The 20,015-nt window shown below is 69.0% G+C and carries 11 protein-coding genes; 8 read left to right on the top strand and 3 right to left on the bottom strand.

What is annotated here, in order from left to right; genetic code table 11:
- Positions 1–7 precede the first annotated feature (7 nt).
- The 3 genes from glgX (LOZ83_RS30010) to treZ are packed head-to-tail and all read left to right on the top strand — an operon-like array spanning position 8 to position 6,047.
- Positions 8–2,140, top strand: a complete 2,133-nt coding sequence (glgX, locus tag LOZ83_RS30010) for a glycogen debranching protein GlgX (RefSeq protein ID WP_236795094.1) — start codon at positions 8–10, stop codon at positions 2,138–2,140.
- The gene (gene treY, locus LOZ83_RS30015) at positions 2,137–4,353 is read left to right on the top strand and encodes a malto-oligosyltrehalose synthase (protein ID WP_236795095.1); all 2,217 of its coding nucleotides are present in this window, start codon (positions 2,137–2,139) and stop codon (positions 4,351–4,353) included. Before glgX (LOZ83_RS30010) ends, treY begins: the two co-directional genes overlap by 4 nt.
- A complete protein-coding gene (gene treZ, locus LOZ83_RS30020) occupies positions 4,350–6,047 on the top strand; it encodes a malto-oligosyltrehalose trehalohydrolase (RefSeq protein ID WP_236795096.1) in 1,698 nt (565 codons plus the stop codon). Before treY ends, treZ begins: the two co-directional genes overlap by 4 nt.
- A gap of 12 nt (positions 6,048–6,059) precedes the next feature.
- Here treZ and LOZ83_RS30025 read toward each other — a convergent pair whose 3' ends face one another.
- Entirely contained in the window at positions 6,060–7,268 is a 1,209-nt protein-coding gene (locus LOZ83_RS30025) for an acyl-CoA dehydrogenase family protein (protein WP_236795098.1), read from the bottom strand.
- A 126-nt stretch (positions 7,269–7,394) separates the two neighbouring features.
- The gene (locus LOZ83_RS30030; RefSeq protein ID WP_236795099.1) at positions 7,395–8,036 is read right to left on the bottom strand and encodes a TetR/AcrR family transcriptional regulator; all 642 of its coding nucleotides are present in this window, start codon (positions 8,034–8,036) and stop codon (positions 7,395–7,397) included.
- A 79-nt stretch (positions 8,037–8,115) separates the two neighbouring features.
- Here LOZ83_RS30030 and glgX (LOZ83_RS30035) point away from each other — a divergent pair, with 79 nt between their 5' ends.
- The 5 genes from glgX (LOZ83_RS30035) to glgB all read left to right on the top strand — a co-directional run bounded on the left by glgX (LOZ83_RS30035) (position 8,116) and on the right by glgB (position 17,884).
- Positions 8,116–10,236, top strand: coding sequence for a glycogen debranching protein GlgX (gene glgX / locus LOZ83_RS30035; RefSeq protein WP_236795101.1), 2,121 nt, complete (start codon positions 8,116–8,118; stop codon positions 10,234–10,236).
- 172 nt (positions 10,237–10,408) lie between these two features.
- Positions 10,409–12,388, top strand: a complete 1,980-nt coding sequence (locus tag LOZ83_RS30040) for an alpha-1,4-glucan--maltose-1-phosphate maltosyltransferase (RefSeq protein ID WP_236795102.1) — start codon at positions 10,409–10,411, stop codon at positions 12,386–12,388.
- 94 nt (positions 12,389–12,482) lie between these two features.
- On the top strand, positions 12,483–14,306 hold the full coding sequence (treS, locus tag LOZ83_RS30045; RefSeq protein ID WP_236795104.1) for a maltose alpha-D-glucosyltransferase: 1,824 nt from the start codon (positions 12,483–12,485) through the stop codon (positions 14,304–14,306).
- A 2-nt stretch (positions 14,307–14,308) separates the two neighbouring features.
- Entirely contained in the window at positions 14,309–15,709 is a 1,401-nt protein-coding gene (locus tag LOZ83_RS30050) for an aminoglycoside phosphotransferase (protein WP_236795106.1), read from the top strand.
- A 3-nt stretch (positions 15,710–15,712) separates the two neighbouring features.
- Complete coding sequence (gene glgB / locus LOZ83_RS30055) at positions 15,713–17,884, top strand: 1,4-alpha-glucan branching protein GlgB (protein WP_236795107.1); 2,172 nt, start codon at positions 15,713–15,715, stop codon at positions 17,882–17,884.
- Between the two features lie 655 nt (positions 17,885–18,539).
- Here the strand turns inward: glgB and LOZ83_RS30060 are convergent.
- The gene (locus tag LOZ83_RS30060; RefSeq protein ID WP_255825773.1) at positions 18,540–19,943 is read right to left on the bottom strand and encodes a protein kinase; all 1,404 of its coding nucleotides are present in this window, start codon (positions 19,941–19,943) and stop codon (positions 18,540–18,542) included.
- Positions 19,944–20,015 lie beyond the last annotated feature (72 nt).

The following is a 20,015-nucleotide window of genomic DNA, read 5'->3' on the forward strand; positions in this document are numbered from 1 at the left end:
AAGCACGTTGCCTCCCTGGCCCGGAACGCCCTATCCGCTCGGCGCCACCTACGACGGTGTCGGGACCAACTTCTCGCTGTTCTCCGAGTGCGCGGACCGCGTGGAGCTCTGCCTGATCGACGAGGAAGGCAAGGAGGAGCGCGTCGTCCTGCCCGAGGTCGACGGGTTCGTGCACCACGGGTACCTCCCCGGCGTCGGCGCCGGGCAACGCTACGGCTACCGCGTGTACGGGCCGTACGAACCCGAAAAAGGGCACCGCTGCAACCCGAACAAGCTGCTGATCGACCCGTACGCCAAGGCGATCGCGGGCAACGTCGACTGGGACGAGTCGCTGTTCAGCTACCACTTCACCGCTCCCGATGAGCGCAACGACCTGGATTCGGCCGGGCACGTCCCGCATTCGCTGGTGGTCAGCCCGTTCTTCGACTGGGCCGACGACCGGCCGCCGCGCACGCCGTACAACGAATCGGTCATCTACGAGGCCCACGTGCGCGGCCTGACGATGAACCATCCCGCGGTGCCGCCGCGGCTTCGCGGCACATACGCGGGGCTGGCGCATCCGGCCGTGCTGGAGCATCTCAAGCAGCTCGGGGTGACCGCGATCGAGCTGATGCCGGTGCACCAGTCGATCACCGACCACGGACTGGCCGAGAAGGGCCTGCGCAACTACTGGGGCTACAACACGATCGGGTTCTTCGCGCCGCACGTCGGCTACGCGGCGATGTCCGAACAGGCCGGGCAGGTGCAGGAGTTCAAGGGCATGGTCCGCGCCCTGCACGAGGCCGATATCGAGGTCATCCTCGACGTCGTCTACAACCACACCGCCGAGGGCAACCACCTCGGCCCGACGCTGTCCATGCGCGGTATCGACAACGACGCCTACTACCGGCTGGTCGACGACGATGCGCGGTACTACATGGACTACACGGGCACCGGGAACTCGCTCAACGTGCGCAACCCGCACACGCTGCAGCTGATCATGGACTCGCTGCGGTACTGGGTCACCGAGATGCACGTCGACGGTTTCCGCTTCGACCTCGCCGCGACTCTGGCCCGCGAGTTCTACGACGTGGACAAGCTGTCCACGTTCTTCGATCTGGTGCAGCAGGACCCGACGGTGAGCCGGGTCAAGCTGATCGCCGAGCCGTGGGACGTCGGCCCCGGCGGCTACCAGGTCGGCAACTTCCCTCCACTGTGGACAGAGTGGAACGGGAAGTTCCGTGACACGGTAAGGGACTTCTGGCGCGGCGAGTCCGCGACGCTGGGCGAGTTCGCGTCCCGGATCGCCGGTTCGTCTGACCTGTACCAGGACGACGGCCGGCGCCCGTTCGCGTCGATCAACTTCGTCACCGCGCACGACGGGTTCACGCTGCAGGACCTGGTGTCCTACAACGGAAAGCACAACGAGGCCAACGGCGAGGACGGCCGCGACGGCGCCGACGACAACCGCTCGTGGAACTGCGGGGTCGAGGGCCCGGCCGACGATCCCGAGGTGCTGGCGCTGCGCGAGCGGCAGCGGCGCAACCTGCTCGCGACGCTGCTGCTGGCCCAGGGCGTGCCGATGCTCCTGCACGGTGACGAGATGGGCCGGACGCAGCAGGGCAACAACAACGCCTACTGCCAGGACAACGAGATCTCGTGGGTCGACTGGCAGCTGGTCGACGAGAACCCGCACCGGGTCGATTTCGTCGGCAGGCTCGCGGAGTTCCGCCGGCGGCACTCGGTGTTCCGGCGGCGCCGGTTCTTCCAGGGCAAGCCGATCCGCAAGAGCGACGAGGTCGCCGACATCGCCTGGTTCACGCCGTCCGGCAGTGAGATGAAGGAGCAGAACTGGGACGACGGGTTCGGCAAGTCCGTCGTCGTGTTCCTCAACGGGGACGGCATTCCCGACCTGGACCTGCGCGGCATGCCGGTGAAGGACGACTCGTTCCTGATGGCGTTCAACGCGCATTACGAGGACATCGAGCTGACCATTCCGGACGGCGAGTACGGCGCCGAATGGGCGATCATGATCGACACGGCGACGGGCGAGATCATCGAGGAGCCCGGGGAGCCGGATGTCGCGGCGGGCGGCAAGGTCACGCTGGCGGCCCGCTCGCTGATGGTGTTGCAGCGCGTGGGCGGTGCGGGCAAGGGATGAGCGCGCCCAGCTCGACCTACCGGGTGCAGCTGCGCCCCGAGTTCACATTCGCCGACGCGCTGGGCCAGGTCGAGTACCTGCACGAGCTGGGCGTGGGAGCGCTGTACGCGTCGCCGGTGCTGGACGCGACGCCCGGTTCGACGCACGGGTACGACGTGGTCGATCCCACGCGTGCGCGGCCGGAACTGGGCGGCGAGGACGGGCGGAAAGCGCTTTCCCGGAAGCTGCGGGAGGCGGGGCTCGGGTTCGTCGTGGACATCGTGCCCAACCACATGGCGGTGCCGAACCCGTGGTGGCAGGACGTTCTGCGGTACGGGCCGGCGTCGGAGTACGCGTCGTACTTCGACATCGACTGGAGCCGCGGCCGCATCCTGTTGCCGTTCCTCGGTGATGACAGCGACGAGCTGACGATCGAGGGCGACGAGCTGGTCTACTACGACCACCGGTTCCCGATCGCGCCCGGCACCGAAGGCGGCACGCCGCGAGAGGTGCACGCGCGCCAGCACTACGAGCTGGTGGGCTGGCGCCGCGGCAACGCCGAGCTGAACTACCGGCGGTTCTTCGACATCACCACGCTCGCCGCGGTGCGGGTCGAGCTGCCCGAGGTTTTCCAGGCGACGCACGGCGAAGTGCTGCGCTGGGTCGCCGCGGGCGAGGTGACCGGTCTGCGGGTCGACCATCCCGACGGTCTCGCCGATCCGGGCGGGTACATGCGCGCCGTGCGTGCGGCCGCGCCGAACGCGTGGCTGGTGGTGGAGAAGATCCTGCATCCGGGCGAGGATCTGCCGCAGAGCTGGCCAGTGGACGGCACGACCGGGTACGACGCGTTGCGCGAGATCACCGGGATCTTCGTCGATCCCTCGGCGGCGCCCCGGTTCTCGCTGCTGGCCGGTTCGCCGGACTACCACGCGCTCGAACAGGAGGCGCGGCGGCTGGTGACGGACACGATCCTGGTCGCGGAGATGCGGCGGATCGGGGCGCTCGTGCCCACCGGCGACGGGGCCGCCGCGGTCGCCGAACTGATGATCGCGTTCCCGGTGTACCGCTCGTACCTGCCCGAGGGCACGGCACACTGGGCGCTCGCGGTCGAAAAGGCCCGCGAGCGGCGGCCGGATCTGGCGTCCACTGTGGACTTGATCGACCGGCTGGTGCGAGCCGAGCCGCACGGCGAGCTGGCCACCCGGATCCAGCAGACCTCGGGCATGGTGGTCGCGAAGGGCACCGAGGACACGGCGTTCTACCGGTACACCCGGTTCGCGGCGCTCAACGAGGTCGGCGGTTCGCCCGACCGCTTCGGCTCTTCCGTCGCCGAGTTCCACGAACTGGCCGCCGCCCGCGAGGCCGGGCATCCGGCGACGATGACGACACTGACCACCCACGACACCAAGCGTTCCGAGGACGCACGGGCCCGGCTGGCCGTACTGTCGGAGCTGCCGGACGAGTTCGCGGACGCGGTCGAGCGCTGGACACAGAAGTACGGCATCGACGAGCCGGCGCTCAACCTGCTGGCGTGGCAGACGCTCGTCGGCGCCTGGCCGATCACGGCCGAGCGGCTGCGCGAGTATCTCGGGAAAGCTGCCAAGGAAGCCAAGATCCGCACGACGTGGACGGATCACGACGAGGCGTTCGAGGCGGAAATCGCGGCGTGGCCCGAAAAGGTACTCGGCGATCCGGATGTCGCGGCGTTCGCCGAGCGGATCAAGGGCCCCGGCTGGTCGAACTCGTTGGGGCAGAAGCTGATCCAGCTGACCGCGCCCGGCGTGCCCGATGTGTACCAGGGCACCGAGCTGTGGGATCTGTCCCTTGTGGACCCGGACAACCGCCGTCCCGTCGACTACGACGCGCGGCGCGAACTGCTGAGGCGGATCATCGCCGGCGAGCTGCCCGAGATCGACGACACCGGCGCGGCGAAGCTTCTCGTCGTGCACAAGGCGCTCATGCTGCGACGCGAGCGGCCGGAGCTTTTCCATGGCTACCAACGACTTCAGGCCGAAGGACCGGCGGCGGAGCACGCGGTCGCCTTCGAGCGGACGGGGCTGGTGGCGGTCGCGACCCGGCTCCCGGTGGGCCTCGCCGCAGCCGGTGGCTGGCGCGACACCGCGCTACCGCTGCCGCCGGGTTCCTGGACCGACGTGCTGACCGGCGTGACCGCGGTGCCGCACCTGTCGGCGCTGCTGGCTCGATACCCCGTGGCCTTGCTGGTGCGCGCATGAGCTTCCGCGTGTGGGCCCCGCATCAGGCCCGCGTCCGCGTCCGGGCCGATGGTGTGGACCACGAGATGACCCGGCGCGGCGAGTGGTGGCACTCGGACGCCACCGGCACGGACTACGCGTTCCTGTTGGGCGACGACGAAAAGCCGCTGCCCGATCCGCGTTCGCAGTGGCAGCCCAAGGGCGTGCACGAGCCCTCGCGCGTGTACGACCACAGCGCGTTCGAGTGGTCGGACCAATCGTGGACGGGCCGCGCCCTGCCCGGTGGTGTGGTGTACGAGCTGCACATCGGCACGTTCACCGAGGGGGGCACCTTCGACTCGGCGATCGAAAAACTGGACTATCTGGCCGATCTCGGTGTCACGTTCGTCGAGGTGATGCCGGTCAACTCGTTCGACGGCACCACGGGCTGGGGCTACGACGGGGTTCTGTGGGGCGCGGTGCACGAGCCCTATGGCGGTCCGGACGGGTTCAAGCGTTTCGTCGACGCCTGTCACCGGCGGGGTTTGGCCGTGGTGCTGGACGTCGTCTACAACCACCTCGGCCCGTCGGGCGCGTACCTCGACCGGTTCGGCCCGTACTTCGCCGGGCAGAACGACTGGGGTCCGGGCCTCAATCTCGACGGCGAGGGATCCGACGAGGTCCGGCGCTACGTGATCGACAACGCGCTGGGCTGGCTGCGGGACTTCCACGTCGACGCGTTGCGGTTGGACGCGGTGCACGCCCTGTCCGACCGTCGGGCCACGCATCTGCTGGAGGAGCTCGCGCTCGACGTGGAAGCGCTTTCCGCCGCGGTGCGACGGCCGTTGACGCTGATCGCCGAGTCGGACCTGAACGACCCCAAGCTCGTCACAGCGCGGGAAGCGCACGGCTACGGCCTGAATGCGCAGTGGTCCGACGACCTGCACCACGCGCTGCACGTGGCGCTGTCGGGCGAAACGAGCGGCTACTACACGGACTTCGCCGCGCCCGGCGCGCTCGCCCGGACGCTGCGCGAAGTCTTCTTCCACGCCGGCACGTGGTCGTCGTTCCGGGGTCGCACACACGGGCGTCCGGTGGACACGCGAACCGTGCCGGGACACCGGTTTCTCGCGTACTTGCAGAACCACGACCAGATCGGCAACCGCGCGACCGGCGACCGGTTGTCCGCTTCGGTTTCGGCTGGCCGGCTCGCCTGCGGCGCCGCGATCGTGTTCTGCTCGCCGTACACGCCGATGATCTTCATGGGCGAGGAGTGGGCGGCGAGCACGCCGTGGCAGTTCTTCGCGTCCTTCCCGGATCCGGAGCTCGCCGAGGCCGTCCGCACGGGCCGCCGCCGGGAGTTCGCCCGGCACGGCTGGGGCGAGGCGGACGTCCCGGACCCCATCGACCCGGCGACGGTCGAACGCTCGCGCCTGCGCTGGCCGGAGATTTCCGAGCCAGGGCACCGGGAAATGCTGGCGCTGCACCGGTCCCTGATCGCACTGCGGCGAGACCGGCCCGAGTTGACGGACCCGCGCCTGGACCACTTCGACGTGCACGCCGAGGGTTCATTGCTCGTCCTGCACCGAGGTGCCCTCCGACTGGCGGTCAACCTCGGCCCCGACGCCGCCACCGTTCCCCTCGGCGGCGACGTCCTCCTCTCCTGGGGCGACGCCTCGGTGGCAGGCGGCATGGCGACCCTGCCACCGGAGACGTTCGTCTTACTGGATTCCTGACCGGCGCCCGGTTCAGAGCCGGATGTATTCCGGGATATTCGGGAACTTGCCGGTGATCTCGTAGTCGCCGACGAACGCGTTCTTCATGTCGATCGCCTCGTGGGTGGCGAACGTCCTGGCGTTGCGCCAGAACCGGTCGAGCCGGTACCGGTTGGCGGTGCTGCGGGCGCCGGTCAGATCGAAGATCCGCGTCGACACGTCCAGGCTGGCCCGGGTGCTCATGACGTTCGCCTGGACGCCGCGCGCACTCGCCTCCTCCGGGGTGCCCGCCGTCGCCTCGATTTCCGCGGCCACGCTCAGCAGCAGCGCCCGCGCCGCGGCCAGTTCGCCGGACATCTCACCCAGCTGACGGTGCATCAGCGGGTCCTCCTGCGCGGAGGCATAGCGCGGCATGGTGGCCCGGTTGACCGTCCGCAGGTACTCGATCGCCGCGTCGAACGCGCCCTCTCCAATACCCTGCAGCAACGTCCCGTTGGCCAGCATGACGGCACCCACGAAATACGGATCCACCGCGGGCGGGGCGCAGTGCCAGCCGTCGGGCACGAACACGTCGTCGTAGGTGATGGTCTGGCTGTCGGTTCCGCGCTGGCCCATGTTGTCCCAGTCGTGGGCGAGTCGCAGCTTCGGATCGTCCAGGCGGACCAGCGCGAAGTGCGGGGTCGCGGTGGCCAGGTCCTCGTCGGGGCCGAGCAGGGCGAGCCGGACGACCAGCAGGTCGCGCCCGCCACCACCGCTGTTGGTGTTGAACGTCTTGGTGCCGCTGACGACGATCCCGCCGGGCGCCACCCGTCCGGTCACCCGGCCGGTGCCACCGGACTCGGAGACCGAGGAGACCAGCCGCCGCCCCTCCTGGATCATTTCGCCGGCCAGCTGCTGCTTGGTCGCGTCCGGCAGATCGGTGACGAACAGCTGGCGCGCGACGAGGAAGTTCGCGCCGCTGCACTGCCCGGTGGAGCCGTCGGCGGCGGAGATCTCCACCAGGGCCTCCGACACGTCGCGCAGACCGCCCCACATGCCTCCCTGCCACAGGCCACCGAACTCGACCGGCACGTTGAGCCGGTTCACGCCCACTTCACCGAGCAGCCGCATGTTCTGCGCCACGTCGGTCCCGTCGGTGTCGCTGCGGACGCCGTTCTCACTCATTTCGGGACGCAGCGCCCGCAACCGTGCCAAAATCTCCGCGGGACTCGATGCCAGATCGGTGTTCTCAAGCGTAGTCATCCGTTTTCCCAGTCATTCCGCAAATGGTGGCGCTTTCACCGAAAACGCTAGCAGCGGGAGCGGACCATTCCGGTCGATCGGGAAGAACCGAGAAGCGCCGGTGCAAGGATTTCTCGCATCCGGCCGTCAGCCCAGGCTGACGCCGAGCATCGCCATCGGTTCCGGTGCGGGCAACGGCGCGGTGCGGGCGGAGAACGACTGCATGAGGTACGCCACCAGCCGGCGCGCGGCGGCGGGCGAGGTCGCGCCCAGGCTGTCCGTCACCTGGATCAGCAAGATCAGGTCGCTGGGCGAGAAGTCGGCCCGCAGGTCCCCGGACTCCTGAGCGCGGCGTGCCAGCTCACTGATGTTGCGCAGGATCCGCGCCCGCCCGTCGGTCATCCCGCCGGCGTCCGGGAACTCCGCCGCGAACACCTTCGTGAAACCCCAGCTGCCGGCCTCGGTCTGCGACCCCACGGCATGATCCAGCGCGGTCCGCAGGCCCCGCCACGCGTCGAGATCGGCGAGCGCGTCCTCGGTCAGCCGGACGCAGCGCGCCAGCTCCGCTTCGAAGGCCGCCGTGAAAAGCGCCTCCCGGGTGGGGAAATGCCGGTACAACGTGGCCATGCCGACCCCGGCGCGATGGGCGACCGCGCGCATCGTGGTCTCGACCCCATCGGCCGCATACAACTCCCGCGCCGCGTCCAGGATGCGGGTGCGGTTCTGCGTCGCGTCGGTCCGCACGTGACTCGTCTCCAGTTCTTCCGGTTCTTGCTCCAGGGTAGCCACTCAGGCCCCGCCGGGAGCCGGACGACGTAGCTGACCTGGGCGTGTGCGGAATGTCGTACCGGACTGGGAAGATCGGAAGATGGCCACCCGACCGTCAGCCGCCACGCCCGTCCTCGCCGGGCGCCCCTTCCCGCTGGGCGCGCACCCCGAGGGGGGCGGCGTCCGCTTCGCCGTCACCTCCGGCGTCGCCGAAGGCGTCGAGGTGTGCCTCATCGCCGAGGACGGCAGCGAGCGGCGCGTCGAGCTGACCGAGCGCACGTTCGGCGTCTGGCACGGCCTGGTCCCCGGCGTCACCTCCGGCCAGCGCTACGGCTACCGCGTGCACGGCCCGTACGCCCCGCAGCGGGGCCTGCGGTGCAACCCGGCCAAGCTGCTCGTCGACCCGTACGCCACGCACATCAGCGGCACGCTGACCGACCTCGACGCGGCGCTCGGCTACGTCGGCGACCCGATGCACGGCAAACCGTCCAAAGTGGACTCGCTGGGCAGCGTCCCGCTGTCGGTCGTCGGCTCACACGGCGGGCCCGACACCGGAGCCAAGCCCGAGGTGCCGTTCGAGGAGACGGTGATCTACGAGCTGCACGTCAAGGGGTTCACGCAGCAGCATCCGTTCCTCCCCGAGCACCTGCGCGGCACGTACCTCGGACTGGCGCACCCGGTGGTCGTCGAGCATCTGCTGCGGCTCGGGGTCACGGCGGTCGAGTTGCTGCCGGTGCACTGGTTCACCGACGAGCCGTACCTCGTCCGCACCGGCCGCCGCAACTACTGGGGCTACTCGCCGCTCGGCTACTTCGCCCCGCACTCGGGGTACGCGAGTGAGCCGGGCCGCGAGGTCGAGGAGTTCCGCACGATGGTCGCCGCGTTGCACGCGGTGAACATCGAGGTGATCATGGACGTGGTCTTCAACCACACCTGCGAGGGCGGCTTCGAGGGCCCGACGCTGAGCTTCCGCGGCCTCGACGCGCCCTCCTACTACCTGCACGGCCCGCGCGGCACCGGGTTCGACCTCACCGGCTGCGGCAACACCCTCGAGGCCGGCTCCCCCACCGTGATCCGGCTCGTCACCGACTCGCTGCGCTACTGGGCGACCGAGATGGGCGTCGACGGCTTCCGCTTCGACCTCGCCAGCACCCTCGGCCGCCCGCACGGCGGCGCCTTCGACCGCGACTCCGCGATGCTCACCGCGATCACCACCGACCCGGTGCTGTCCCGCTGCAAGCTGATCGCCGAGCCGTGGGACGTCACCGGCGAGGGCTACCGCGTCGGCGACTTCGGCGCGCAGTGGGCCGAGTGGAACGGCCGCTACCGCGACACCGTGCGCGACTTCTGGCGCGGCTCGGTCCGGGTCGACGACCTCGCCTTCCGGCTGTCGGGCTCGTCGGACCTCTACGACCACAACCTGCGCCGCCCGTGGCAGTCGGTCAACTTCATCACCGCGCACGACGGGTTCACGCTGCGGGATCTGGTGTCCTACAACGAGAAACACAACGAGGCCAACGGCGAGGACAACCGCGACGGCGGCAACGACAACCGCTCCTGGAACCACGGCGCCGAGGGCCCGACCGACGATCCGGAGATCAACGCGCTGCGCGGCCGCCAGGCCCGCAACCTGCTCGCGACCCTCCTGCTGTCCACCGGCACGCCGATGATGACGGCGGGCGACGACCTGTGGCGCACCCAGCACGGCAACAACAACGCCTACTGCCTCGACCACGAGACGTCCTGGGTGGACTGGGCGGGCGGCCCCGAGGCCGAGTCGATGGTCGACTTCACCCGGCGGCTCGTGCATCTGCGCGCCGAGAGCCCCGCGCTGCGCCAGCCCGAGTTCTTCGAAGGACGCACCACGCCCACCGGCAAAGCGGATCTCGTCTGGCTGCGGCCCGACGCCGGCGAGATGACCGAAAAGGATTGGTTCGACAACGACCGCCGCACGCTCGGTATGTGGATCGACGGATCGAACAGCCAATCCCGCACCCGGGAGGGTGAATTGATCCCCGACCACTCGTGGTTGCTGTGGCTGCACGCCGGCGATGATCCGGTGGAGGTCACGTTGCCCGGCGAGGAGTTCGGCGAGTCGTTCGAGCCGATGCTCGACACCACCGCGCCCGACGGCAGCCCGGAAAAGTCCGAGCCACTCGAACCGGGCACCCGGCTCACCCTGTCGTCACATGCGTTGCTTCTGTTGCGCGCACCCCGCTGACGGGTGACACCTGCGTTACCAGTGTGCGGCGCCCCTGGACAGGAGTCGCCCGGCGGCAGAAAGTGACAACCGATAGGTTTGCGCTTGTCCGCGATCGGGTAGCGACTACCCGCCACGCTTTCTGCGCATGGCCGCGGCTTCCATACATACTCCTAGGAGAGGGGCGCTGCCGATGACAGGCCGGCTCGGCATCGACGACGTGACCCCGATGGTGAGCTGTGGCCAGTACCCGGCCAAAGCCGTCGTCGGTGAGCACGTTCCGGTTTCCGCGACGGTCTGGCGCGAGGGGCACGACGCCCTCGCCGCCACCGTCACCTGGCGCGGTCCCCACGACCGGGTCGCCCGCCGCACCAGGATGACCGAGATCGGCGAAGGTCTCGACCACTATCGCGCCGTGATCGTCCCGGACAGCGAAGGTATGTGGACCTTCCGGGTGGACGCCTGGAGCGACCCGTGGGCGACCTGGCGGCACCACGTGAAGGTCAAGGTCGCCGCCGGGCAGACCGCCGCCGAACTGGCCAACGACCTGGAGTTCGGCGCGCAGCTGCTGGACCGGGTGTCGCGCCGGCCGGACCGGCGCCGCGAGCGCGCGCTGCTGGCCAGCGCGGCCGCCGGGCTGCGCGACTCGGTGCGGCTGCTGCCGGAACGGATCGGGCCCGCGCTGTCCCACGACGTCGAGCACGTGATGCACGAGTACCCGGTGCGCGAGCTGGTCACCAAGGGCAAGCCGGTCCGGATCTGGGTGGACCGGGAGCGTGCCGCGTACGGCTCGTGGTACGAGTTCTTCCCGCGCTCGACCGGCGGCTGGGACGCCGACGGCAAGCCGGTGCACGGCACGTTCGCCACCGCGACCCGTGAGCTGGACCGGATCGCGCGGATGGGCTTCGACGTGGTCTACCTGCCGCCGATCCACCCCGTCGGCCGGGTGAACCGCAAGGGGCGCAACAACTCCGTCATCGCCGACGAGAGCGACGTCGGCTCGCCGTGGGCCATCGGCTCCGACGAGGGCGGGCACGACGCGGTGCACCCGGAGCTGGGCACGCTCGAGGATTTCGAGGCGTTCGTGGCCCGCGCCGAGGAGCTGGGCATGGAGGTCGCGCTCGATCTCGCGCTGCAAGCCGCGCCCGACCACCCGTGGGTGATGAAGAATCCCGAGTTCTTCACGACGCGGCCCGACGGCACGATCGCGTACGCCGAGAACCCGCCGAAGAAGTACCAGGACATCTACCCGATCAACTTCGACAACGACCCGCAGGGCATCTACAACGAAGTGCTCCGCGTCGTGCTGCACTGGGTCGAAGCTGGGGTGCGGATCTTCCGGGTGGACAACCCGCACACCAAGCCGCCGGACTTCTGGGCCTGGCTGATCTCCTCGGTCAAGGACGCGCATCCCGACGTGCTGTTCCTGTCCGAGGCGTTCACCCGCCCCGCCCGGCTGTGGGGCCTGGCGAAACTTGGTTTCACCCAGAGTTACACGTACTTCACCTGGCGGACCAGCAAGGACGAGCTTGTCGAGTTCGGCGTCGATCTCGTCGAGCACTGGGATGTCGGGCGCCCCAACCTGTTCGTGAACACGCCGGACATCCTGCACGAGTCGCTGCAGCGCGGCGGGCCGGGCATGTTCGCACTGCGGGCCGCGCTCGCCGCCACGATGTCCCCGACCTGGGGCGTGTACTCCGGCTACGAGCTGTACGAGTGCCAGCCCGTGCGCGACGGCAGCGAGGAGTACCTCAACTCGGAGAAGTACGAGCTGCGCCCGCGCGACTTCGCGGATGCGCTCGCCCAGGGCCGCTCGCTCGAACCGTGGATCACCAAGCTCAACGCAATCCGGCGGGCGCACCCGGCCCTGCAGCAGATGCGGACCATGCGCTTCCACCACGTCGACAACGGCGGGCTCATCGCTTACTCCAAACAGGACCCCGCGACCGGTGACACCGTCGTCGTCGTCGCGACCCTGAACCCCTACGGTGCTGAGGAAGGCACGCTCTGGCTCGACCTGCCCTCGCTCGGTTTCGGCTGGCACGACCGGCTGATCGCGCACGACGAGGTGACGGGCGAGACCTGGGACTGGGGACAGGCGAACTTCGTTCGGCTCGAACCGTGGCGGGCGGTAGCGCATGTGGTGAGCCTGCAACGCCGACTGGCCGACTGAAGACTACAAGAGCGAAGCAAGGCACCCCCGCGTCGGCGAGGCACGCGGGGGTGATCGGAACGTACCCGCATCTGGGTGGGACGAGGTGGAGCTGATGGATCAAGAACCCCGGCCCGACACGGCCCTCGGGCTGGAAGGTGTGCCGCACACGGGGGAAGCGATGACCCCCGAAGGCATCCTGGTCGAACCGCAGGCCGACGATTTCAAGTCGGCCGAACAGGCGCCGAGCAACCCGATGTGGTTCAAGGGCGCGGTGTTCTACGAAGTGCTGGTGCGCGCGTTCACCGACTCGAACGGCGACGGCACCGGTGATCTGCGCGGCCTGGCGAGCAAGCTCGACTATCTCGAGTGGCTCGGCGTGGACTGCCTGTGGCTGCCGCCGTTCTACGCCTCGCCGCTGCGCGACGGCGGGTACGACATTTCCGACTTCCGTGCGGTGCTCCCCGAGTTCGGCACCGTCGAGGACTTCGTCTACCTGCTCGACGAAGCGCACCGGCGCGGCATCCGGGTGATCACGGACCTGGTGCTCAACCACACCTCGGACCTGCACCCGTGGTTCCAGCAGTCGCGATCGGATCCCGACGGGCCCTACAGCGACTTCTACGTGTGGAGCGACGACGACTCCCGCTACGCCGACGCGCGCATCATCTTCGTCGACACCGAGACCTCGAACTGGACCTACGACCCGGTGCGCGGCCAGTTCTACTGGCACCGGTTCTTCACCCACCAGCCCGACCTGAACTACGAGAACCCGGCCGTGCAGGAGGCGATGATCGACGTCCTGCGCTTCTGGCTGGACCTCGGCATCGACGGGTTCCGCCTGGACGCCGTGCCGTACCTGTTCGAGCAGGAGGGCACCAACTGCGAGAACCTGCCGCGCACGCACGAGTTCCTGAAGAACTGCCGCAAGGTCGTCGACGACGAGTACCCGGGGCGGGTACTGCTGGCCGAGGCGAACCAGTGGCCCTCCGACGTGGTCGAGTACTTCGGCGACCCGGCGACCGGCGGCGACGAGTGCCACATGGCGTTCCACTTCCCGTTGATGCCGCGCATCTTCATGGCGGTCCGGCGGGAGTCGCGGTTCCCCATCTCCGAGATCCTGGCGCAGACCCCGAAGATCCCCGACAACAGCCAATGGGGCATATTCCTGCGCAACCACGACGAGCTGACGCTCGAGATGGTCAGCGACGAAGAGCGCGACTACATGTACGCCGAATACGCCAAGGATCCGCGGATGAAGGCCAACATCGGCATCCGCCGGCGGCTGGCCCCGCTGCTGGAGAACGACCGGAACCAGCTGGAGCTGTTCACCGCGATGCTGCTTTCGCTCCCGGGCTCGCCCGTCCTGTACTACGGTGACGAGATCGGTATGGGCGACAACATCTGGCTGGGAGATCGCGACGCGGTGCGGACACCGATGCAGTGGACGCCGGACCGCAACGCGGGTTTCTCGCAGTGCGATCCCGGCCGGATCTACCTGCCGGTGATCATGGACCCCGTCTACGGCTACCAGGCGCTGAACGTGGAGGCGCAGCGGGACAGCGCGTCGTCGCTGCTGAACTGGACGCGGCGGATGATCGAGGTGCGCAAGCAGCACCACGCGTTCGCCGAGGGCGAGTTCGTCGAGCTCGGCGGGTCGAACCCGAGTGTGCTTGCGTACAAGCGCACGTGGGTACGCCCCGACGGGGTGCTGGACGTGGTCCTCTGCGTCAACAACCTGTCCCGGTTCCCGCAGCCGGTCGAACTGAACCTGGCCGAGCACGAGGGCTGCACGCCGATGGAGCTGACCGGTGGCGTGCAGTTCCCGGACATCGGCGAGCTGCCGTACCTGCTCACGCTGCCCGGGCACGGGTTCTACTGGTTCCAGCTGCTGGACGAGGACGCGAAGGCTGGGAAAGGTGAACAGCGAGGTGACTGATGGTGAGCGATCCGGCTGAACTGATCGAGCCCCTGGTACGCGAACTGCCGGGCTGGCTGCCGGCGCAACGGTGGTTCGGCGGCAAGGACCGCCCGATCACCGGTGTGCGGCCGCTCGGCACGACGGTGCTACTGGAGGGTGATCCGCTGCTGATGCACCTGATCGTCGAGGTGCGTCAGGACGAGCGGAGCGCGCCGTATCAGTTGCTGATCGCGAGCAGAGCCCAGTTGCCCGAGTACCTCGGCTCGAGCTGGCTCGGCACCGAAAAAGGCCGGCCGTGCTACGAGGCGAGCGGGGACGCCGACGTGACCGGCCGGCTGCTCGACCTGATCGCCGAAGGCGCGCAGGTCGGATCGCTGCGGTTCTCGCGGGAGCCCGGTGTGGAGGTCCACGGCGGGCTTCGTGGGCGGCCGATCACGTCGGAGCAGAGCAACACCTCGATCGTCTACGGCAACCAGTACATCCTGAAGTTGTTCCGCAAGCTCTCCCCCGGCGAGAACCCGGATGTCCGGCTGCACAGGGCGTTGCAGGAGCAGGGATCCGACCACGTCGCGCCGCTGCTGGGCAGCATCACCGGCGAGCTGGGCGGCGAGCCGGCCACGGTCGGCATGCTGCAGCGGTTCATCACGGACGCCGTGGACGGCTGGGCCATGGCCACCACCAGCGTCCGCGATCTGATGGCGGATCCGGAGCTGCCGCCCGACCAGGTCGGCGGGGACTTCGCCGGCGAGTCGCAGCGGCTGGGCCAAGCCGTCGCGACCGTGCACAACGACCTGCGGCGCGCGCTCGGCGAGCAGCTCGCGGACGACGAGGAGCTGGGCCGCACGGTCAAGGCGATGAACGACCGGCTCGACTCGGTGCTGGAATCGGTTCCGGAGCTGCGCGAATACGCGCCGGGGCTCCGGGCCGCGTTCGAACGCGTACGGGAGACCGACGGTCCGGTGCCGATGCAGTTCATTCACGGTGACCTGCATCTGGGTCAAGTGCTCCGCACCGTGACCGGCTGGCTGCTGCTGGACTTCGAAGGTGAGCCGGCCGCGCCGGTGAGCGAACGGTCGGCGCTGCGCTCGCCGCTGCGGGATGTGGCGGGCATGCTGCGTTCGTTCGACTATGCGGCGCACCAGATGCTGGTCGGGCAGCCGGAGGATCCGCAGCTGACCGAGCGGGCCCTGGAATGGGCGCGGCGCAACCGTGCCGCGTTCTGCGACGGCTACGCGAAGAACGCCGACGACTCGATCGGCGATCCCCGCTCGCACGCTTCGTTGTTGCGGGCATTGGAACTGGACAAGGCGGTCTACGAGGTCGCCTACGAACACGCGAACCGGCCGGAATGGCTCGGCGTGCCGCTCGCGTCGATCGCCTACCTCACGCATGAGGTGGCCAGCAGCTCAGGAGGCGAATAACCCGTGACCGAACTGCCCGACGGCGCCCCGGCGCCCGCGGACATCGACCGGTTGCTGTCCGGGTCGCACCACGACCCACATTCGGTGCTGGGCGTGCACACGCTCGGCGATGCCGTCGTGGTGCGCGCACTGTTGCCGCATGCCCGCGCGGTGACGGTGGTGGCCGCGGACCACAAGTTCGAGCTGAGCCGGGTGGTGGACGGGCTGTTCTCCGGCACGGTGCCCGAGAATCCCGGTGACTACCGGCTCGAGGTCGACTACGGCGGGCAGGTCGCGGAGCTCGACGACCCGTACCGGTGGCTGCCGACGGTGGGCGAGCTGGACCGGCACCTGATCAGCGAGGGCCGGCACGAGCGGTTGTGGGATGTGCTCGGCGCGCATGTGCGCCGGTACGACACTGCGCATGGTGTGGTGCACGGGGTTTCGTTCGCGGTGTGGGCGCCGACGGCGCGCGGGGTGCGGGTGATCGGCGACTTCAACGGCTGGGACGGCCGGTCACACATGATGCGGTCGCTGGGTTCGTCGGGTGTGTGGGAACTGTTCATCCCGGGTATCGAGGCCGGAACCTGTTACAAGTTCCGGGTTCTCGGCGCGGACGGGCACTGGCACGAGAAGGCGGACCCGCTGGCGTTCGCGACGGAGAAGCCGCCGAAGACGGCGTCGGTGGTCACCGAGTCGTCGTATGAGTGGGCCGACGACGAGTGGCTCGCCGAGCGCGGGGCGACGAACTGGACGAACGCGCCGATGAGCGTCTACGAGGTGCATCTCGGTTCGTGGCGGCCGGGGCTGGGCTATCGCGAGCTGGCCGACGAGCTGGCGGATTACGTGCGGGAAACCGGTTTCACGCATGTGGAGTTGCTGCCGATCGCAGAGCACCCGTTCGGCGGTTCGTGGGGGTACCAGGTCACGTCGTACTACGCGCCGACGTCCCGGTTCGGTTCGCCGGACGATTTCCGGTATTTCGTCGATCGGTTGCACCAGCGCGGGATCGGAGTGCTGGTCGACTGGGTGCCGGCGCATTTTCCCAAGGACAGCTGGGCGCTGGCGCGGTTCGATGGCACGCCGTTGTACGAGCACGCGGACCCGCGGCGCGGTGAGCAGCCGGACTGGGGTACGTACGTGTTCGACTTCGGGCGCAACGAGGTGCGGAACTTCCTGGTGGCGAACGCGCTGTACTGGCTGGAGGAGTTCCACCTCGACGGGCTGCGGGTGGATGCCGTGGCGTCGATGCTGTACCTGGATTATTCGCGGCCGGCGGGCCAGTGGGTGCCGAACGAGTACGGCGGGCGGGAGAATCTCGACGCGGTGCGGTTCCTGCAGGAGCTGAACGCGACTGTCTACAAGCGACACCCGGGTGTGGTGATGGTGGCCGAGGAGTCGACGGCGTGGCCGGGTGTCTCGCGGCCGACGCATCTGGGTGGGCTCGGGTTCGGGTTCAAGTGGAACATGGGCTGGATGCACGACACGTTGCAGTATCTCGCGCATGAGCCGGTGCACCGGTCGTATCACCATAATGAGTTGACGTTTTCGCTGGTGTACGCCTGGACCGAGAACTTCGTGCTGCCGCTGTCGCATGACGAGGTGGTGCACGGCAAGGGTTCGCTGTGGGGCCGGATGCCGGGTGACGACTGGAACAAGGCCGCCGGCGTGCGGTCGCTGCTGGCGTTCATGTGGGCGCATCCGGGTAAGCAATTATTGTTCATGGGTGGGGAGTTCGGCCAGCGGCGGGAGTGGTCGGAGGAGCGGTCGCTGGATTGGTACCTGCTGGACCAGCCGCTGCACGCTGGGATACAGCGTCTGTTGTCGGATCTGAACGGCATCTACCGGGTGTCGCCGGCCCTGTTCAGCGCCGACAGCCGCCCAGAAGGTTTCCAGTGGATCGACGCGAACGACGCCAACGGGAACGTGATCAGCTTCCTGCGCCACGGTTCGGACGGCTCGAAACTGGCCTGTGTGGCCAATTTTGCCGGTACCCCGCACCGGGACTACCAGGTAGGCCTCCCCTTCGGCGGCCGCTGGCGCGAGGTCGTGAACACAGACGCCGAGGCCTATGGCGGTTCGGGCGTCGGCAACTACGGCCTGGTCGACGCGGATTCCGGCCCCTGGCACGGAATGCCCGCGTCGGCGGTCCTACAACTCCCCCCAGCCGGCGTGCTGTGGCTCACCCCGGAGTGACGCCGCGGTCACTGGCCCGGCCCTCGCCGGGCCGGTGCCGTGTGGCGTTCCCCAGGCCCGTAGCCCTGTGGTGCTCGCCCGGCCGGCGGCCGTGTGGTGCTCACCAGGCCGATGACCGCATGGCGCCTCGCCCGCCGGGGCGCCTGGCTGCCTGATCGGGACGCTTATCTGTGTGCCCTTTGACTCCGCCCGTGTTTGCCAGTCTGGCCTTTGCCAGTCCGGGGCTTGCCAGTCTGGCCATTGACTCCGCCTGGTGCTTGCGCGAGGGCACTTGCCCACGTGGCGGTTACCACCTGGTCCCTGCCCTCGTGACGTTTGCCAGTCCCGTACTAGTCAGCCGGTTGCTCCCCCGGGCTCGCCGCGTGATGCTTGCCAGTCCGGTGCTCGTCCGCCAGGCAATTGCCACTTGGCGCTCGCCCGCCCGGCATTTGGCCACGTATTGCTCGTCCGTCAAGTGTTGATCGCTGGGTGCTTACCCGCGGCGGGACTAGGCTCCGCCTGCGCCCGCTGCGGGCGCGTGCCGGCCTGCTCCTTGCGCGCCGAGTGGCCGCCGCCACCCGTACGTGGAGCGCCCGCGGTTGCTTGCGCGGGCAGGTGCACCTACGCGGAGTGTGCTCGTTGGCCTGATCCGGGTTCGCCGAGCCTTGGCCGCGGCTCAGGAGCTGGTGCAGCTGACATCCGGCTTCGCAGGGCCGTCGCCTGAGGTGGTCGCGACGAAACCGAAGCTCGTTGTGCTGTTGGCGGCGAGCACGGCGTTGTAACCGGCGTTCGTGACGGTCACGGTCGAACCGTCGCGGGCGAGCGTGCCGTTCCACAGGTTGTTGATGGCATGGCCATCGGGCAGCTGCCAGCTGACGGTCCACCCTGTGAGACCACGACCGGCACCATCGCGGACCGTCACCTCGACCTGGTACCCGTTCGGCCAGGAGTTCGTGACCCGGTAGTCCGCGGTGCAGTCCGGCACCGGTGTCGGACTGCTACTGGGCGGAGCCGAGGTCGACAAAGCGACCGATGGTCCGGGCCCCGCGGCGGTCGTGGTGTCGGTGTTGTTGATCAGGCTTCCGATCAGCACGCCGACCGCGACCAAAGCCGCCCCGCTGACCCCGGCGACAACCACGCGCCGCGAAGGCTTGCGGCGGCCGGGCAACAACAGTGTCGGCTCCCGTGGCGGCGGCGCGGGTTTTCCCGCCGCCACTGCCGTCAGCGCATCGTGGACCTCGTCCATCATCGGCCGCGCGGCCGGGTCCGGCCGCAACGTCCGGACCAGCACACTCGTGAGCGCACCAGCCTGCTGCGGCGGCCTGACCACGCCTCGCGCAACTTTTTGCAGCAGCGCGAACGGATTCTCGTCGCGCTCGAACGGCGGCGCGCCCTCGACGGCGGCGTACATGGTCGCCCCCAACGAGAAGACATCCGACGCGAACACGGCGTCCGCCCCGCCTGCAACCTCCGGTGCGAGGAACGCCGGAGTTCCGGCGATGAACCCGCGGTCGGTCACGGTGCCTTCGCCCAGCGCGCGGGAAATGCCGAAATCGGCCAGTTTCGCCGTGCCATCGGCCGTGATGAGCACATTGCCCGGCGTCACATCGCGATGCACGATCCCCTCGACATGTGCGGCCACGAGCGCCGACGCCACCTGCCGACCGATATCCGCCACGTACTGCGGCGGCAGCGGCCCGCGTTCGGCGATGAGCGCGGCAAGGCTCTTCGACGGCAGGAATTCCATGACCAGGCACGGTTTCCCGTCGTGCTCGACCACGTCGTGCACGGTGATGGCGTGCGGATGCCGCAACCGGGCGGCCAGCCGCCCTTCGCGCACCGCACGGCGGACTGCCTGCTGCGCGGCCTCGTCGTCCGCGGCGTCGTCGAGCACCAGCGCCTTGATCGCGATGGTCCGGTCCAGGCGTTCGTCCCGCGCCTGCCACACCACGCCCATCGACCCGCGGCCAATGCGGGACACCAGCCGGTACCGTCCTGCGATCAGCTCGCCTTCGCCGGTCACGTCTCCTCCGGTGCCGAGGTCCTGAAGCGCCCATTGTAGGTACCGGGGGTTCAGCAAACGTGAGCTTGTGTCAGACCTCTTCGCTAACCTCCTCTTCGCTTTCGTCACCGACAAACGGGGGTTGATCGT

The organism is Amycolatopsis sp. GM8 (assembly GCF_021653975.1).
Classification (GTDB): Bacteria; Actinomycetota; Actinomycetes; order Mycobacteriales; family Pseudonocardiaceae; genus Amycolatopsis_E.

Excerpts from the sequence above, each read along its gene's own strand:
- treY (WP_236795095.1), top strand. The coding sequence starts at position 2,137 with ATGAGCGCGCCCAGCTCGACCTACCGGGTGCAGCTGCGCCCCGAGTTC.
- treZ (WP_236795096.1), top strand. The coding sequence starts at position 4,350 with ATGAGCTTCCGCGTGTGGGCCCCGCATCAGGCCCGCGTCCGCGTCCGG.
- LOZ83_RS30025 (WP_236795098.1), bottom strand. The coding sequence starts at position 7,268 with ATGACTACGCTTGAGAACACCGATCTGGCATCGAGTCCCGCGGAGATT.
- glgX (WP_236795101.1), top strand. The coding sequence starts at position 8,116 with ATGGCCACCCGACCGTCAGCCGCCACGCCCGTCCTCGCCGGGCGCCCC.
- LOZ83_RS30040 (WP_236795102.1), top strand. The coding sequence starts at position 10,409 with ATGACAGGCCGGCTCGGCATCGACGACGTGACCCCGATGGTGAGCTGT.
- treS (WP_236795104.1), top strand. The coding sequence starts at position 12,483 with ATGGATCAAGAACCCCGGCCCGACACGGCCCTCGGGCTGGAAGGTGTG.